This is a genomic window from Streptomyces toyocaensis (assembly GCF_000725125.1).
Taxonomy (GTDB): domain Bacteria; phylum Actinomycetota; class Actinomycetes; order Streptomycetales; family Streptomycetaceae; genus Streptomyces; species Streptomyces toyocaensis.
The window spans coordinates 41,671-57,539 of record NZ_JFCB01000012.1; the positions used below are offsets into that span (position 1 = coordinate 41,671).

The 15,869-nt window shown below is 71.3% G+C and carries 17 protein-coding genes and 1 pseudogene; 17 read left to right on the plus strand and 1 reads right to left on the minus strand.

The window, feature by feature from the left end:
- Positions 1 to 473 precede the first annotated feature (473 nt).
- The 14 genes and pseudogenes from BU52_RS15185 to BU52_RS15245 all read left to right on the plus strand — a co-directional run bounded on the left by BU52_RS15185 (position 474) and on the right by BU52_RS15245 (position 12,607).
- Positions 474 to 680 carry a hypothetical protein gene (locus BU52_RS15185; RefSeq protein ID WP_157847874.1) on the plus strand — a complete coding sequence of 69 codons (207 nt, stop codon included), beginning with the start codon at positions 474 to 476 and terminating at the stop codon, positions 678 to 680.
- Between the two features lie 88 nt (positions 681 to 768).
- Positions 769 to 1,038 (plus strand): DUF6284 family protein, encoded by a 270-nt coding sequence (locus BU52_RS15190; RefSeq protein WP_037933993.1) that lies wholly within the window; start codon positions 769 to 771, stop codon positions 1,036 to 1,038.
- Entirely contained in the window at positions 1,035 to 1,895 is an 861-nt protein-coding gene (locus BU52_RS15195; protein ID WP_037933995.1) for a hypothetical protein, read from the plus strand. The genes BU52_RS15190 and BU52_RS15195 overlap by 4 nt, the downstream gene beginning before the upstream one ends.
- Positions 1,895 to 2,251: an RRQRL motif-containing zinc-binding protein gene (locus BU52_RS15200; protein ID WP_037933997.1), complete on the plus strand. Its 357-nt coding sequence runs from the start codon at positions 1,895 to 1,897 to the stop codon at positions 2,249 to 2,251. The genes BU52_RS15195 and BU52_RS15200 overlap by 1 nt, the downstream gene beginning before the upstream one ends.
- Positions 2,244 to 2,561 carry a hypothetical protein gene (locus BU52_RS15205; RefSeq protein ID WP_037934003.1) on the plus strand — a complete coding sequence of 106 codons (318 nt, stop codon included), beginning with the start codon at positions 2,244 to 2,246 and terminating at the stop codon, positions 2,559 to 2,561. The genes BU52_RS15200 and BU52_RS15205 overlap by 8 nt, the downstream gene beginning before the upstream one ends.
- 107 nt (positions 2,562 to 2,668) lie before the next feature.
- A complete protein-coding gene (locus tag BU52_RS15210) occupies positions 2,669 to 4,786 on the plus strand; it encodes an FtsK/SpoIIIE domain-containing protein (protein ID WP_037934005.1) in 2,118 nt (705 codons plus the stop codon).
- Positions 4,787 to 4,993: 207 nt separating this feature from the next.
- Positions 4,994 to 5,458: a hypothetical protein gene (locus BU52_RS15215; RefSeq protein ID WP_037934006.1), complete on the plus strand. Its 465-nt coding sequence runs from the start codon at positions 4,994 to 4,996 to the stop codon at positions 5,456 to 5,458.
- A gap of 91 nt (positions 5,459 to 5,549) precedes the next feature.
- Positions 5,550 to 6,437 carry a bifunctional DNA primase/polymerase gene (locus tag BU52_RS15220; RefSeq protein ID WP_051858226.1) on the plus strand — a complete coding sequence of 296 codons (888 nt, stop codon included), beginning with the start codon at positions 5,550 to 5,552 and terminating at the stop codon, positions 6,435 to 6,437.
- A 2-nt stretch (positions 6,438 to 6,439) separates the two neighbouring features.
- Positions 6,440 to 7,918, plus strand: a complete 1,479-nt coding sequence (locus tag BU52_RS15225) for a hypothetical protein (protein ID WP_037934008.1) — start codon at positions 6,440 to 6,442, stop codon at positions 7,916 to 7,918.
- 436 nt (positions 7,919 to 8,354) lie between these two features.
- Positions 8,355 to 8,591, plus strand: a complete 237-nt coding sequence (locus BU52_RS15230; protein ID WP_037934010.1) for a helix-turn-helix domain-containing protein — start codon at positions 8,355 to 8,357, stop codon at positions 8,589 to 8,591.
- A 77-nt stretch (positions 8,592 to 8,668) separates the two neighbouring features.
- Complete coding sequence (locus BU52_RS15235) at positions 8,669 to 9,934, plus strand: tyrosine-type recombinase/integrase (protein ID WP_037934012.1); 1,266 nt, start codon at positions 8,669 to 8,671, stop codon at positions 9,932 to 9,934.
- 322 nt (positions 9,935 to 10,256) lie between these two features.
- Positions 10,257 to 10,421 (plus strand): hypothetical protein, encoded by a 165-nt coding sequence (locus BU52_RS35675; RefSeq protein ID WP_167343521.1) that lies wholly within the window; start codon positions 10,257 to 10,259, stop codon positions 10,419 to 10,421.
- Positions 10,364 to 10,795, plus strand: a pseudogene (locus BU52_RS15240) (penicillin-binding transpeptidase domain-containing protein); the annotation flags it as partial. The gene BU52_RS35675 and the pseudogene BU52_RS15240, both read left to right, overlap by 58 nt.
- Before the next feature lie 141 nt (positions 10,796 to 10,936).
- Complete coding sequence (locus tag BU52_RS15245) at positions 10,937 to 12,607, plus strand: penicillin-binding transpeptidase domain-containing protein (RefSeq protein WP_037934016.1); 1,671 nt, start codon at positions 10,937 to 10,939, stop codon at positions 12,605 to 12,607.
- A gap of 17 nt (positions 12,608 to 12,624) precedes the next feature.
- Here BU52_RS15245 and BU52_RS15250 read toward each other — a convergent pair whose 3' ends face one another.
- Positions 12,625 to 12,987, minus strand: coding sequence for an SsgA family sporulation/cell division regulator (locus BU52_RS15250; RefSeq protein WP_037934019.1), 363 nt, complete (start codon positions 12,985 to 12,987; stop codon positions 12,625 to 12,627).
- 192 nt (positions 12,988 to 13,179) lie between these two features.
- Here BU52_RS15250 and BU52_RS15255 point away from each other — a divergent pair, with 192 nt between their 5' ends.
- The 3 genes from BU52_RS15255 to BU52_RS15265 are packed head-to-tail and all read left to right on the plus strand — an operon-like array spanning position 13,180 to position 15,795.
- A complete protein-coding gene (locus BU52_RS15255; RefSeq protein WP_037934022.1) occupies positions 13,180 to 14,274 on the plus strand; it encodes an energy-coupling factor ABC transporter permease in 1,095 nt (364 codons plus the stop codon).
- A gap of 1 nt (position 14,275) precedes the next feature.
- Positions 14,276 to 15,037, plus strand: coding sequence for a cobalt ECF transporter T component CbiQ (gene cbiQ / locus BU52_RS15260; protein ID WP_037934025.1), 762 nt, complete (start codon positions 14,276 to 14,278; stop codon positions 15,035 to 15,037).
- Positions 15,025 to 15,795, plus strand: a complete 771-nt coding sequence (locus tag BU52_RS15265) for an energy-coupling factor ABC transporter ATP-binding protein (RefSeq protein ID WP_037934028.1) — start codon at positions 15,025 to 15,027, stop codon at positions 15,793 to 15,795. The genes cbiQ and BU52_RS15265 overlap by 13 nt, the downstream gene beginning before the upstream one ends.
- Positions 15,796 to 15,869: the final 74 nt, after the last annotated feature.

The window sequence follows — 15,869 nt, forward strand, 5'->3', positions numbered from 1 at the left end:
AGTGAAACACAGTCCCAGGACTGTTGACAGTCCTGGGACTGTGCGTCACAGTCTTGCTCAGCGGCTCGCAGTCCTGGGACAGCGGGTATGGACGGCTCTCCTTGGGCTGTCCGCACGCAGGGCGGAGGACGCTGCAAGACCGCCCGTCAAGGCCAGGGGACAGGGCTTCGGCCCGACTGGCGAGGTGGCCCGGTGACCGCGAGCAACGGCCGGAGAGTGGGGCTTCGGGCCCCCTTGCAGCTCAGTCACACCCGTTCTCTCCAGGAGTTCTCATGCGTCAACGACAGCTCTGGGCGTCGCCGTGATGGACCGGCCGGCGGCGCCGGGCAGTAGTTCGGTCCGCTTTCTGGTCTCGCAGCGCTGACGCTGCGACCGGCTGCCTCTCCCGCCCGTCCCGCCCACTTGTGCGGGCCGTACGGGCGGGAGTGCGGGGAGCCGGGGCCCGCTGTCCGGGCCGGTCTCCACTCCCAACCATGTCTGAGAGGACTGCCATGCCGCGCTGGAGCTTCACGTTCACCGCGACCGTGACCGACCTGAAGACCGACGAGCGCGAGCAGATCACCGACACCGCGCACTTCGACTTCCCGATCACCCGGGCCGACGCGCTGTCCGTGATCCGCCGGGAGCTGCGCTGCCGTAACAAGGCCGTCACCGCCCTACGCATCACCGGCACGAACTGACCCACACCCCGCCAACGGCGAGCGGCTCCCGGGATGCCCCCCCGGGAGCCGCGACGGGCCGTCCAACCTGTGAGAGGAACACGACCCAATGAAGCACATCGTCACTGTTCAGGACGCCGTTACCGCGTTCGCCGACTTCATGGAGCCGACGAACGCGGAACTGGACGCGATCGAGCGGGAGATGCCCGTCATCCTGGCGGACGTCGAGCTGCTGGACGCGCACATCGTCACCCTGGACCGCACGCCGACCGAGCTGGACAACCGGCGCATCCGCCGGGCCCGCCGCCGCGCCCTCGCCGCCCGCGTCGCCCTCCTCAACCGGGCGGCCGGGGCGAGCCTTCCGGGAGGTGCCGCGTGAGGGCCAAGACCGTTCTTCCGGCCGTCGCGATGACGGCCGTCTCCATGGTCCTCACGCTGGCCGTGGTGGTGATGTGGCTCGGGCCGGTCATGCCGTGGCTGGTTGCGCTGGTCGTGGGTCTCGGTATTGACGGGGGATGGCTGGCCACCCTCGCCTACGAACGACGGCTCGCCGCGCAGGGCGACCACAACCGGGCCGTGACCGCCGTCGGCTGGTCCTTCGGCGTGATTGCGTCCGGGGTCCTGGTCGCCCACGCGCTCACGGCCGAGGAGTCCGCCGGGGCGTGGCTGGCGGTGGCTTGGCTGCCGATCGCGGCCAAGGCCCTGTGGCTGGTCCACGGTCTGTGGGAGCGCACCGCGCTCACCCCGGTTGCCCTGGACGCGATCCGCGGGATTCAGCAGGAGGCGCGCGACGAGGCGGCCGTGGCCCGCGCCCGGCTGCGGGCGGAAGCTGCCACAGAGGAGACTCGGCTGACGGCCGTGACGGAAGCGGGGGCCCGCGTCGCGCGCGTCCAGGCACGGACCGCGCAGACCCTCTCCGGGGCGTGGTCGACGCTGGAGACGGCCCGCGCGGGTGAGGAGACCGGCAGGGCGCTGACCAGCGTGACGGGCCGCGTCACACCCGGCGTCACGCCCCGCTGGGAGCTCCCGATTTGGGGCCCGACGGAGCCGCTCACGTCCCGCTCGCTGGAAGCCGCACCCGCGCTCACCGATGAGGCGCTGGACGTCCTCGTCGACGAGATCCGGCACAGCGAGACCCCGGCTCTCTCCTACCGGGAGATGGCCGCCCGCTTCCGGGCCGCCGGTCACTCCGCATCCGAGGTCCGCTTGCGGGCCGCGTGGAAGCGCGTCGCGTGATGCGGGCGCTGCCGGTGTTCCGGTGGCGCCTCGCCCCGGACGGCTACGCCACCCGCCGCCAACTCCGCGCCCAAGGGCTCCGGCCCGGCGGTCAGGACGTGGCCGCGCAACTCGAACGCCCCCGCCGCCGGCGCGGCCCGCTGGTCGCCTACCTCTACCGCGTCGACCTGGCCGTGCCGGTCCGGCCCATGACCCCGGCCCGCAGGGCGGCGCTCGCCAAGGCCAACGCCGCCCGCCGCACCTGCCCCGCATGCCGGCGCGATGCCGGATACGTCATCCCCACCACGCTGGGCACGTGCGTGCCCTGCGCCTACCCCGACCCGAACGGGCCGGAAGGGAGCACACGTCATGAGTAACGCTGACCTGCGGCGCCTGGACCGCGAGATCCGGCTGACGACGAAGAAGCTGGAAGCGGTCCGGCGGGGTGAGTTGTGGCCGCTGAACGGCCGCGAGCGTCGCGCCATGCTCCGCGCCGCCGCCAGTGGCACCTACCGCGTCGCACGGGGCCGCAGCACCGGCCGCGCGGAGCAGCAGATCGAGTCCACCGGCAGCGCTGCTGAGATGCGGCTGACCGCGGAATTGAACGCGTTGCACGGCGAGCGGCAGCGGCTCATCACCGAGGCCGCCCGCGCCAAGGCCGCCAAGAAGTCCTCCGGCTGGTGGTGACCAGCCAACCCCCCGCACGCCGGGGTGGCCGCTCTTTCCACGGACCTGGCCACCCCGGCTCTCCCTCACTCCCGCCCCCCAAGGGGGCAGTCAGGAGCACCTGCAGCATGTCTGAGAACGTCTTTCACCTCCACAAGCACACCGACACACCGGCGGCCGTCGACAACGCCCCGACGGTGCTCACCGTGGCTCCGGACGCGCCGCCCGCCCGGCCGGTGCCGCTGTGGGTGCGCTCCGGCCGCGCGGTGAAGCACGCGGTCACGCACGAGCGCACCCGGGCGGCCGGCCGTTCTGTCGTCCGGCACGGCCTCTACACGTTCAACGGCGGGCGGATCGTGGCCCGCCGCACCTGGGACGGCCGCACCGGAGCCCGCTACGAGCGCATGATCCGGGCCGCCGAGGCCGCGGGGAACCTGGAAGCGGCCGAGGAGTGGGAGGAGCGGTTGCAGCGCTTCCGCGCCGCCCGACACCACCGCCGCATGGACCTCCTGCACTCCCCGGTCGACGCCGCCAAGGGCGTGGCCGTCGGGGCCGGCATGAGCATCGGCGTGTTGGTCGCCCTCGGAGTAGTGATGGCGATCAGCACGGAGAACGTCGGGCACGTCGTCACGCCTCTGTCGGCGACCATCGACTTCATCGCCTTACTGATCCGCATCGTGCAAGTGGTGTGGGGCCCGGCGGTCACGATCGGCCCGTTCCTCGCCCTGCTCGCCGTGTGGTCGGTCGGCCGCAAGCAGCAGGCCGCACCCCAGTGGGCCCTCCCTGCGAACGTCCGCAACGGCGAGGGGGAGCCGATCACGCCGTCCATCGTGGTCAAGGCACTGCGCGACCTCGGGGTGCCCGCCCTGGCCCGTGCCATCAAGGAGATGGGCGACGCCGGCGCGAGCATGCTCGGGCCTATCACCATTGCCGGATGCGGCGTGGAGGTCGACGTCACGCTTCCCTCGGGGGTGTCGACCAACGAGGTGCAGAGCAAGCGCAGGAAGCTCGCCGAGAACCTGACCCGGCACGAGCACGAGGTGTTCATCACCATCCCGCAGGCCGCCCGCACCGTGCGGCTGTGGATCGCCGACTCGGGGGCGCTGGACGAGCCGATCGGCCCGTCTCCGCTGGTCACCGACGAGACGATGACCGCCGACTACGCCAAGGGCAAGGCCCCGTGGGGGCAGGACCTGCGCGGCGACGCCGCCGCCCTGTCCCTCTACCAGCGCCACCTGCTCATCACCGGCCTGTCGAACCAGGGCAAGACCGTGGCCCTGCGCTCCCTGGCCCTGTGGCTGTCGCTGGACCGGTCGGTGCAGTTCCTCATGGGTGACCTCAAGGGCGTGGGCGACTGGGCCATGTTCGACGGACTCGCCACCACCCTCATCCAGGGCCCGACGGATGAGCACGTGATCCAGGTGACCGAGATGGTCGAGAGCGCGGTGGACGAGATGAACCGCCGTATCCAGGCCCCGCCCGGCACCACCTTCCCGCCGCTCATCGTGCTGGTCGACGAGGCGCAGGTGGCGTTCATGTGCCCGGCCAAGGACGCCGACAAGCGCCCCTACGGCGGGTCCAAGGCCAACAGTCGGTACTTCATGGCCGTCCGCAAGATTCACAACCAGGGTCGGGCCGTGAACGTGCTGATGTGGCAGGGCACGCAGGACCCGACCAACGAGAACCTGCCCAAGCTGGTGCGCGAGGGCGCCCACACCCGCGCCTCCCTCGCCCTCGGTACCGAGTCGCAGGCCCGCATGGCGCTGGGGGACAAGGCCGTCGACGGCGGCGCCGCCCCCAACCTGCTCCGGCCCGGACTGGACCGGGGAACCCTGGTGGTTGCCTCCGACGGGATCACCATCCCGGCCGGACAGTCGTCCATCACGGTGCGCACGCACTACATCGACGACGACGCCGCCACCGCCATCACCGACCGAGCCAAGGCCATGCGCGACGGCGTCACCACCCTGCACGCCATCGACCGGGGCGAGGAGCGTGACCCGCTCGCCGACATCGCCGCCGTCATCGGTGACGCTCCCCGCGTCCGCACCAAGGACGTCCTCGCCCGGCTCGCCACCCGGAACCCGGGCGCCTACGGCGAGTGGTCGTTCATCGACCTCAAGCGCGTCCTGGACGACGCCGGCGCCGAGCCGTACAAGTCCGACGGCGTGATGGTCGTCGCCCGCGACCGCGTCGCCCGCGCCCTCGCCAACCGCGACACCGACGGTTCCGCTTCCGCCGACTGACGACAGGGAGCCGACCCGCGACGGGTCAGGGAGACAGGGAGAACTCCCTGACCGCCTCCCTGACCCGCCTCCCTGGCCCTGACCTGCCCAAATGATCGTTCAGGGAGTCAGGGAGGCACGCAGGTCAGACCCCCGACACACCCCGCCATACGGCACCCCGAAGGGGGTGTCTCCGCCTCCCTGAGCCAGCACTGGAAGGGATTCCGCATGTACCCCGAGAACCTCCGCCACGCCCCCGCCCAACGGGCCGTGGAAGTCCACCACCCGACCCCGCTCCCGCCCGCCGTCGTCCACCCGGCGCCGGTCGTCCCCGCCCAGCCAGGCCACGTTCCGGCGGTGGCGAGCATCGTCCTGCCCGACGGCCGGATCGTCACCGGCTACGCCGTCGAACCCGCCCGCCCGGAACCGGTGGCGGTCAAGCCTGCCGTCTCCCGCACGGCGGTGAACGTCGCCCTCGGAGGCGTCGGGTTCCTCGCGGTGTGCGGCGGACTGCTGCTGCTCACCTCGTTCATCGCCGCCCTGACCGCGTTCGTCTCCCAGCTCATCATCCTCGCCGCCGTCATCTTCGGCGGATGGATCGCCGTCCAGGTGCTCAGCACGAGCGGCGACAGGGGCGGCACGACGGTGAACATCCGCAGGGCCGTCTTCAAGCGGAACCACTTCCACAGCTAGCTACGCCAAGGGCGGCCTCCACCTCACGCCAATGAATGCGGGGCCGCCCTTGCCCAACCAATCCACAACAGACCTGTTGGAGGCCTCCAGCATGACCCAACCCACTACCATCCGGCGAGTGCCCGGCCCACGGCCGCGGCTGTCCGAGCACCTGCAGACCGCGCTGACACTGGCCGCGACCGGTGTGCCGGTGCTGCCCCTGCGACAGGGGAAGGTGCCGTTCGGCAACTGCCGCTCCTGCGCGGACAACGCGTGCGGCGGCCGGCCGAACATGAAGACTGCGGGCCCGTGCCGGTGCCCCGGCGTCTGCCACGCATGGGCCGCCGCCACCACCGACCCGACCGTCCTCACCTCCCCGGCCTGGACGGCCGCATGGCGGCGGGCCGTGTCCGTCGCCTACCACCCCGGCGGCGCCGGTCTAACCGTGGTCGACCTGGACGACCCGGCGGCCGTCGCATGGGCCCGAGAGACCCTGCCCGCCACCCGGACGGTGCCGACGACACGCGGCGAACACTGGATCTACCGGGGCACCATGAGCTCGTCCAACGCGGTGCGTCTCGGGGTCGACATCAAGTCGACCATGTCCTACGCCCGCTATCTCGCGCCCGGCACTGGCGCGATGGCCGACCTGCCGGGCGCCGTACGGACGCTGGCCGTTAAGGCGCCTTCCACGGTCTGCCCGGCGCCGTATGAGGCCGTCGTGCCCACCGGTGCCAGGGGCGGGGAGTGTCCCCACCGCACGCCCACCTACCTGGACCGTGGCATCGCCATGGCCGAGCAGCGCATCACCGATGCGTCCAGCGCGGTCCACGCGACCGTGTACCGGACGTTCCTCGCCGTGCTGTCCACGCACGGCCGATGCGGCTGCCTCACCGACGCCCACGTCGCCCGGCTGTTCACCGCCGCGCAGGCCAAGGGCGAAACCCTGCGGCACTGCACCGACGCGTGGACCAACGCCCGCACCCGGTTGGGACTGTGACCATGTCCGACGACGACAAGACCCCCGCCCGCGAGGTCATCGCGGACTACGCGCAGACGCACTTCCGGTACTTCCGCACCGCCGACGGAACCGTGTACGCGCAGAAGAACGGCCACCCCGTGGCCCGTCCGATCCGCTCACAGGGCACCTCGGGCAGCCACCGGCAGGAACTCATGGTCGGCCTCTTCAACGACGGACACGGCGTATTCAACGGAACCGCCCTCAAGGAGGCACTCGACTTGATCGAGGCACTGGCGATGAGCCAGGACGTACAGTCCGTGCACATCCGCGTCGCACCAGGCTTCGACGGCGCCACGTGGCTGGACCTGGGCCGCAACGACGGGAAGTCCGTCCGTATCCACCCCACCGGTTGGGACATCATCACCCCCGACCCACGGGAGGTGTGCTGGCGACGCACCCAGCTCACCGGCGAACTGCCCCTGCCCGTCAAAGACACCGATGGCAAGGGCATCGATCTCCTGCTGCGGCTGTGCAACTTCGCCACCGCGGAAACCGAGTGCCTGGCCATCGCCTGGCTCATCGGCTGCCTCGAACCGTCCGTGCCGGTCCCCGCCCCGTTCCTCACCGGCCCCCAGGGCGCCGGCAAGTCCACCGGCGGCCGCATGCTCGTCCGGATCATCGAGGGCATGAGCGGCGACCTGCGCCGCGCCCCCAAGGACGAGGAGAACCTGATCGCGGCCGTGGCCGCCGGATGGGTCACCGCCCTGGACAACCTCTCCCACCTGGCCCCCGACCTGTCCGACCTCATGTGCTGCATCGTCACCGGCGCCGAAACCATCAAACGCGCCCTCTACACCGACGGCGACGTCGTCCGCGCCCGCTACCGCCGCCCCCTGCTCCTCACCGGCATCGACGTCGGCGTCATCCGACCCGACCTCGCCGAACGGCTCCTCCCGCTCCGACTCGAACGCCCCCACACCCGGCGCACCGAAGCGGAACTGTGGGCAGAGTTCGAAGAAGCCCTCCCCGTGATCCTGGGATCGCTTCTCAACCTCACGGTGCAGGTGCGCGCGGCGACAGCGGATATCCCCACCGACCTGCGCATGGCCGACTTCGCCCACCTGTGCGCGCAGCTCGACGCGGCCACCGGTCTCGGAGCTCTGGGGGCCTACAGGGCCGCCTTGGACGACCTCAATGACGACGTCATCGAGGGCGACCTCCTAGCGCAGACCGTGCTCAAGCACGCCGCCGGCCTGGAAGCGGGAGCAGAGCAGCGGATGACGTCCACCGAGTGGTTGCACTGCCTCACTGTCCTCTACAGCGGTGAGGAGTGCCGTCCCCTGCCCAAGGGCTGGCCGACCACGGGCAAGGTCCTCTCGGACCGCCTCAAGCGTCTGCAGCCCACCCTCGCGGCCCGAGGCGTCCTCATCGACTGGGGCCGCACCCGCACGGCCCGCTACATCGAGATGAGCCGCCCGCCGGCCCCGGCGTCCCCGCACGAGCAGGCACCCGCGTTCTGACCGGCGCCGCCCCCGCCCTCATACAAGCAAGAGGAGCACCCCCGCGCGGCGTGCTCCTCTTGCTGTTCGGCGGCGCAGCCGCCCTGCGATGGTCGCGCCGCGAAGCGGCTCCCTCTACACGCTTGGAGCCGCACCACAACAGACACCAAACCCTTCTCTTGTCCGAAGGAAAGAGACGCAGCGTCACCCGCGTCACCAGAAACGGCAAGCGTCCCGCGACCTGCCGCAACAAAGATGACGCAGGCGCCCTCAGGCTGCGTCACCCGGCGTCACCGCGTCACCCAACGGCGAAGGTCCGCGTCACCAGATGACGCGCACAAGAGCCCAGCGTCACCTTGAAACCGCAGGTCAGCGCGACGAGTGCCGCAGGCGACGCGATGACGCAGAATTCCGCACCTCGGACAGACCCGGCCATGCCCTCCCTCCTGGAGTCCCTATGGCACAACCGAGAGACCCCGACGCCCGCGCCACTCTCCGACGCGGCCTCCCCGACCGGTACCTCACCCCCGACGACATTGCCGAGATCTTCGGCGTGCCGAAAGAGACCGTCTACCAGTGGCGTAAGAAGCGCATCGGCCCGTCCGGCTTCCGGATCGGCAAGCACCTCCGCTACGACCCCGCTGACGTGCACACCTACGTAACCAGCCGCAAGAACAGCGCCACCGCCGCCTAGCAAGACAGCACCACAGACACCAGGGAGAGCCGCAGCACGCGGCTCTCCCTGCTGCGTTGAGAAAGGACCGCCACCACATGGCAGGCCACATCCAAGACCGCTGGTACAAGACAGAAACCGACGCCAACGGGAAGCCCGTCAAGGTCAAGACCGACCGCCATGGGACGGGTCTGCGCTACCGCGCCCGGTACGTCGGCCCGGACGGCACCGAGAAGAGCAAGTCGTTCCGTGACAAGGAACTGCGGCTTGCCAAACAGTGGCTCGCGCACATCGAGGCGGACATGTCCCGCGGTCAGTACGTCGACCCCCGATCCTCCCGGACGACGTTCCGGCAGTACGCGGAACGCTGGGTGCAGACGCACACCGGCGAGATCAACAGCCGGGAGGCTGCGGAGCGTCGGCTCCGGCTTCATGCCTATCCCCACATCGGCTCGCGCCCGCTCGGCTCCTTCAAGCCCGAGCACATCCGCGCCTGGATCGCCGCCCTTGAAGCCACGGTGCCGGCGGAGTCGCACCGGCGCATCATCGTGGGCACCGTCTCCGCGGCGCTGAGCGCGGCTGTCGACGACGGCCTACTCAGCAAGAACCCGTGCCGGGCCCGCACGGTGCAGCTCCCGAAACCCGGTAAGCCGCGCGTCATTCCGTGGACGGCGGAGCAGGTCTTCGGCGTACGCGCCGCCCTTCCCCGGCGCTACCAGGCCGCCGTTGATGCCGGGGCCGGATGTGGACTGCGACAGGGCGAGATCTTCGGTCTGGCCATTAATGAACTCGACTTCGAGGGCGGATGGCTGGCCGTGGGCCATCAACTCAAGCGAATCCGCGGCAAGTACGTCTTCGCTCTGCCCAAGGGCGGCAAGGTCCGGGACGTACCGCTTCCCAAGGCTGTGGCGGCCGTGCTCCGAGAACACTCGAAGGAATGCGCACCTATCGACGTGACGCTTCCCTGGCGTACGCCGGACGGCCCTCTCATGACCAAGCGGCTCCTCTTCAGCGGAGTTGAGGGCAACCACGTACGCGTGAGCGTCTTCAACGATCACCACTGGAAGCCCGCCCTGGCCGCCGCCGGCATCATCCCCAAGGCGAAGCCGGGCGAGCGCTACGCGTCCGCGCGCGAGCACGGGATGCACGCGCTCAGGCACTTCTACGCGTCCGTGCTGCTGGACGCGGGCGAGAACATCCGCGCCCTGAGTCAGTACCTCGGTCACAGCGATCCCGGGTTCACGCTCCGGACGTACACGCACCTCATGCCAAGCAGCGAGGGACGCACCCGGAAGGCAGTCGACAGCCTCTATCTGGCGTCCAATCCTCAAGATCACGGCCCCGGGACGGCCCAAGCCGCCTGATCCGGCCCCGGCCAGAGACAAACGTCCTGGTCGGGGCCCTACGGGCCCCGACCACACGAACTTCATCTACTTCTGGCCGATCCTCACCGGCACCCCGATCCCGATCGACGACTGGCGCTCGCGGATGTGGCTGGACACCTGGGTGTAGTGCGCGGGGTGGTGGCCGGATCGCGTGGGGCGCGGCCTCCGTTCGGACAACGAACGGAAACAGACGTCCCGGCCCGGAATCCCGGCCGCATGGAGTGCTCACGCGTCGGGCTTTTGAACGCGTTCAGAAGACGTGGGGGCGTGACGGGGGAGTCGTCCGGCGGCCCTGACCCCCTTGCCCATCGGGCGTTCCAAGGACGAGGTCAGGAAGACGACCGAGGCGTTCTTCGCGGCGTGGGAGGAGGGGCAGGCGGACCGGGCGGCGTCGTACACGGACAACGCGCTGCACCTGGCCCGGACCGCGCGGCGAACGCCATCGGGCAGGGCCAGGTGCAGATGAACCCGCTGACCGTGGCCTCGGTGACGGCCACCGCCATCACAGGCTCCTTCCGCCAGCCGTACGTCGTCTCCCCGGACCTCGACGGCAGGCAGCCGGCGCGGGCGAAGGGCCTGCCGGCGGGCACGGCCGCCCAGTTGAAGCAGATGGTGCGGCTGACCGCCACCCAGGGCACCGGGCAGAAGGCCATGGCCGGCCTCGACGGCGACATCGGCGCGAAGACCGGGTCGGCCGAGGTCGACGGCAACGCCACGTCGGACAGCTGGTTCACCGGCTTCCGGGGCGACGTCGCGGCGGCGGCCATGGCCCAGCAGGGCGGCCACGGCGGCGACGCGGCCGGCCCGATTGTCGCAGCCGTGCTACGAGCAGGAGGCTGATCGCATCATGTGCCGGGCGGGACTCTAGGGTGGTGGCCGTCGTGGCGCACCTGAGCGCCACGGAGGGCCAGGGGGCCAGAGGCGCCACAAGAGCCACGCGGGTCACGGGGAGCCCGGCGGGCAGCGGAGGAACGGACAGCAGTGGGGAACAGAGCGCGCGCCGGTGAGCGGCGGAAGACGAAGCCCGCCGTGGTCGGTGCAGTGATCGCCGTGCTCGTCGGGGGAGGCGGTTTCGGCGCCTACGCGCTGCTCGGGGGCGGTGCCGCCGCCGACGACGACGGCACCCGCGCCGCCTCCGTGCAGGACGACGTCAGGACCGGCCCGCTGTCCGCCGACGAGGTCACCACCGCGGCCGGGCGTTTCCTCACCGCCTGGGCGTCGGGCGAGGCGAGCGAGGCCGCCGCCGCCACGGACGACCCGGAGGCGGCCACCGCCCTGCTCACCGCGTACGCCAAGGACGCCCGGATCGGGAACGTCACCCTCACCCCGGGCACCGCCACCGGGGCCGAGGTCCCCTTCTCCGTCAAGGGCACGGTGTCCTACGGGGAGGCCGCCGAGCCGCTGGCGTACGACAGCGCGCTGACCGTCGTGCGCCGGGCCGGGGACGGGGAGCCGCGGGTCCACTGGGAGCCGTCCGTCGTGCACCCCGACCTCAAGGAGGGCGACAGGCTCGTCACCGGCGAGGCGGGCACCCCGCCGGTCAAGGCGCTGGACCGGGACGGCGGCGAGCTGACCACCGAGACGTACCCGTCCCTCGGGTCGGTGCTGGACGGACTGCGGGAGAAGTACGGCGAGAAGGCGGGCGGCAAGGCCGGCGTCGAGTTGCGCATCGTACGCGGCGAGGAGTCGGAGAAGGCGAAGCTGTCCGACAAGACCCTGCTGGAGCTGAGCGAGGGCACGCCCGGCACGGTGAGAACCACGCTGAACCCGTCGCTGCAGGCCGCCGCCGAGGCGCAGGTGGCGAAGAAGAAGCGGGCGTCGGTGGTGGTGCTGCGCCCGTCGACCGGCGAGATCCTCGCGGTGGCGAACTCCTCGCGGGGTTTCAACACCGCGTTCCAGGGCTCCCTCGCCCCGGGCTCCACGATGAAGGTGATCACCGCCTCGATGCTGATCGAGAAGGGGCTCGCCTCGATGGACGAGAAGCACCCGTGCCCGAAGTACTTCAGCTACGGCGGCTGGAAGTTCCAGAACGACGACAAGTTCGAGATCAAGGGCGGCTCGTTCAAGGCGAGCTTCGCGCGCTCCTGCAACACGGCCTTCATCAGCCAGGCGCCCGAGCTGAAGAACGACGACCTGACCAAGCAGGCCCAGCAGGTGTTCGGGCTGGGGCTGAACAACTGGCAGGTCGGCGTGCCGACCTTCGACGGCTCGGTGCCGGTGCAGTCGGCGGCCCCGATGGGGGCCTCCCTGATCGGGCAGGGCGGGGTGCGGATGAACCCGCTGAACATGGCGTCGGTGGCGGCGACGGTCAAGGCGGGCGTGTTCCACCAGCCGTACCTGGTCTCACCGGAGGTCGACGGGCGCCGGGTGGCGACGGCCTCGCGCACGCTGTCGGCCGGCACGCTGGCGCAGCTGCGGGAGCTGATGTCGTACACCGCCTCCTACGGCACGGCGGCGGAGGCGATGGCCGGGGTGAGCGGTGACCGGGGCGCGAAGACCGGGTCGGCCGAGGTCGACGGGCAGAAGAAGCCCAACGGCTGGTTCACCGCGTACCGTGGCGACCTGGCGGCCGCAGGGGTCGTGCAGGCGGCCGGCCACGGCGGCTCGACGGCCGGACCGATCGTGGCGGAGCTGCTGAAGCACGGCGGCTGAGCCGGGGGCCGGGCAGGTCAGCGCGCGACCGGCTCGGCGGCGGCGACGTACGTGCTGCGCAGGAACCGGGTCAGGGTCTTCGTCTCGAACTCCACCACCGAGACGCCCTGCGGGGCGTGGAACTCCATCACGGCCTGCACCCGGCCGCACGGCCACACCCGTACGCCGCCGCTGGCCACGGGGGCGCGCAGGCCCCTCTCCAGCAGCTCCCGCTCCACGACCCACTCGCGGTCCGCGGTGCCGGGCAGCCTCACGCGCACGCGCCTGGGGTCGGACACGGGGTCGTACCGCAGCACCACGAAGACGGCACCGCGGTCCTCGAGACGGGGATTCGCATCGGTGACGATGTGGACTCGCGCGTACTGTTCGACAACGGACATCGGTGGGCCCCTTACGCTGCGTCCCGCTGTGCATGAAAGGCGTGCACTCCGTATACCCACCCCCGGTTCAATCGTGCATCGTTTCCGGAATCCGCGCGTCCGGGAGGCGGACATCACATATGCGATGCCTGCCGGGCGGGACGAGCGACTCGTTCTTGCAAAAGGGTTGCAACAGGCCACATCATCGGATCCGTGCACGCACCTGACGGATTCATCAACGCCCCCGTGTCCGCCGTGGCCGGTCTCGCCGCCGCCGGCGCGATCGCCGTGAGCCTGCGCGGCGCCCGCAGGGAACTCGACGAGAAGACGGCACCGCTGGCGGGGCTGGTCGCGGCGTTCATCTTCGCCGTGCAGATGCTGAACTTCCCCGTCGGGGCGGGAACCAGCGGCCATCTGCTCGGCGGCGCCCTCGCCGCGATACTCGTCGGGCCCTACACCGGGGTCCTCTGCGTCTCCGTCGTCCTGCTGATGCAGGCCGTCCTCTTCGCCGACGGCGGGCTGACCGCGCTCGGCGTGAACATCACCACCATGGCGATCACCACGACGATCGTCGCGTACGCGCTCTTCCGCGGCCTGGTGACGGTGCTGCCCCGCACGCGCCGCTCGATGACGGCCTCGGCCTTCGTCGCCGCGCTGGTCTCCGTCCCGGCCTCGGCGGTCGTCTTCACGCTCCTCTACGCCGTCGGCGGCACCACCGACGTCTCGCTGGGCAAGGTCGCCACCGCCATGGTGGGCGTGCACGTCCTCATCGGCGTCGGCGAGGCCGTGATCACCGCCCTGACCGTCGGCGCGGTCGTCGCCGTGCGCCCGGACCTGGTGCACGGGGCGCGCGGACTGCGGCAGAGGCTGAAGCTGCGGGTGAACGGCGAACTGGTCGACGCCCCGGACACCTCGGTGCCGGAGCCCGTCCCCGCCGCCGCCCGCTCCCGGCGCACCCTCTGGATCACCGGTCTGGTCACGTCGCTCGTCCTCGCCGGCTTCGTCAGCTTCTACGCCTCCGCCGACCCCGACGGCCTGGAGAAGGTCGCCACCGACCACGGCATCGACAAGAAGGCGGAGGAGCACGCGCTCGCCGACTCACCGCTGGCCGACTACGGCGTCGAGGACGTCGACGACGCCCGGCTCTCCGGCGGCCTCGCGGGCGTGCTCGGCGTCGGCGCGACCGTCGTCGCGGGCAGCGGCGTGTTCTGGGTGGTCCGCAGGCGCCGCACGGACGACAGGCGCACGGACGACAGGCGTACGGACGACAGGGCCGACGCCGGCTCGCCCACCGACGTGAGCGTCTGACGTGGGAGCGGGCCACGCGCACCGGCTCTACCGGCACGGGCACTCCCCCGTGCACGCCCTGCCGCCGCACACCAAACTCGCCGCCGTCCTCGCCTTCGTCGTGGTCGTGGTGTCGACCCCGCGCGAGGCGATGTGGGCGTTCGCCGTGTACGCCGGACTGCTCGGCCTCGTCGCGTACACCGCGCGCGTGCCGGCCGGCTTCCTGCTCAAGCGGCTGCTGATCGAGGTCCCGTTCGTCGCCTTCGCCGTGCTGCTGCCGTTCGTGGCGGAGGGCGAGCGGGTCGGGGTCCTCGGGCTGTCGCTGAGCGTCAACGGGCTGTGGGGCGCCTGGAACGTCCTGGCCAAGGGCACCCTGGGCGTGGCCGCCTCCGTCCTCCTCGCCTCCACCACCGAGCTGCGCGAACTGCTGCTCGGCCTCCAGCGGCTGAGGCTCCCGCCGCTGCTGGTGCAGATCGCGTCGTTCATGGTCCGCTACGGCGATGTCATCACCGACGAGCTGCGGCGGATGAGGATCGCCCGCGAGTCCCGCGGTTTCGAGGCGCGCGGGGTGCGGCACTGGGGCGTGCTGGCGAAGTCGGCCGGCGCGCTGTTCATCCGCTCCTACGAACGCGGCGAGCGGGTGCACCTGGCCATGGTGAGCCGCGGATACGCCGGTTCGATGCCGGTGATCGACGAGGTGACCGCGTCCCGGGCGCAGTGGTCGTACGCCCTCGCCCTCCCCTGTGCCGCCCTCGTCGTCTGTCTGCTGGGATGGGCCCTGTGAGTACTGCTTCCCTGGAGGTCTCCGGCCTCGCCTTCGCCTACCCCGACGGCCACCAGGCCCTGTTCGGAGTCGACTTCTCGATCGCGCGCGGCGAGCGGGTGGCGCTGCTCGGCCCGAACGGCGCCGGCAAGACCACCCTCGTCCTCCACCTCAACGGCATCCTGAACGGCGGCGCGGGCACGGTGCGGGTGGCCGGCCTCGAGGTCGGCAGGCGGCACATGGCCGAGATCAGGCGCCGGGTCGGCATCGTCTTCCAGGACCCGGACGACCAGCTCTTCATGCCGACGGTGCGCGAGGACGTGGCGTTCGGCCCGGCGGCGGCCGGGGTCAGGGGGGCCGAGCTGGAGCAGCGGGTGGACCGGGCGCTGGGCCGGGTCGGCATGGCGGAGTTCAAGGACCGCCCGCCGCACCACCTCTCCTTCGGCCAGCGGCGCCGGGTGGCCGTGGCGACCGTGCTCGCGATGGAGCCGGAGATCCTGGTCCTGGACGAGCCGTCGTCCAACCTGGACCCCGCCTCCCGCCGGGAACTCGCCGACATTCTGCGCTCCCTGGACGTGACCGTGCTGATGGTCACCCACGACCTGCCCTACGCGCTGGAGTTGTGCCCGCGCTCACTGGTCCTCAGCGACGGGGTGATCGCGGCGGACGGTGCCACGGCGGACCTGCTCGCCGACGACGAGCTGATGCGCGCCCACCGTCTGGAGCTGCCCTACGGCTTCGACCCGCGCTCGGTGCCGGCCGCGCCGGGCCGTTCGTGAGTCCGTAACGATCGCGTCCGGTCGTCCGCCCAGGAATCGCGGGCGGAGCGGCACGGTTGCACCCACTGTCACAG

Coding starts and splice junctions, on each gene's coding strand:
- BU52_RS15235 (WP_037934012.1), top strand. CDS start 8,669: ATGGCAGGCCACATCCAAGACCGCTGGTACAAGACAGAAACCGACGCC.
- BU52_RS15225 (WP_037934008.1), top strand. CDS start 6,440: ATGTCCGACGACGACAAGACCCCCGCCCGCGAGGTCATCGCGGACTAC.
- BU52_RS15190 (WP_037933993.1), top strand. CDS start 769: ATGAAGCACATCGTCACTGTTCAGGACGCCGTTACCGCGTTCGCCGAC.
- BU52_RS15200 (WP_037933997.1), top strand. CDS start 1,895: ATGCGGGCGCTGCCGGTGTTCCGGTGGCGCCTCGCCCCGGACGGCTAC.
- BU52_RS15215 (WP_037934006.1), top strand. CDS start 4,994: ATGTACCCCGAGAACCTCCGCCACGCCCCCGCCCAACGGGCCGTGGAA.
- BU52_RS15265 (WP_037934028.1), top strand. CDS start 15,025: ATGGGCCCTGTGAGTACTGCTTCCCTGGAGGTCTCCGGCCTCGCCTTC.
- BU52_RS15220 (WP_051858226.1), top strand. CDS start 5,550: ATGACCCAACCCACTACCATCCGGCGAGTGCCCGGCCCACGGCCGCGG.
- BU52_RS15205 (WP_037934003.1), top strand. CDS start 2,244: ATGAGTAACGCTGACCTGCGGCGCCTGGACCGCGAGATCCGGCTGACG.
- BU52_RS15185 (WP_157847874.1), top strand. CDS start 474: ATGTCTGAGAGGACTGCCATGCCGCGCTGGAGCTTCACGTTCACCGCG.
- BU52_RS15230 (WP_037934010.1), top strand. CDS start 8,355: ATGGCACAACCGAGAGACCCCGACGCCCGCGCCACTCTCCGACGCGGC.
- BU52_RS15250 (WP_037934019.1), bottom strand. CDS start 12,987: ATGTCCGTTGTCGAACAGTACGCGCGAGTCCACATCGTCACCGATGCG.
- BU52_RS15210 (WP_037934005.1), top strand. CDS start 2,669: ATGTCTGAGAACGTCTTTCACCTCCACAAGCACACCGACACACCGGCG.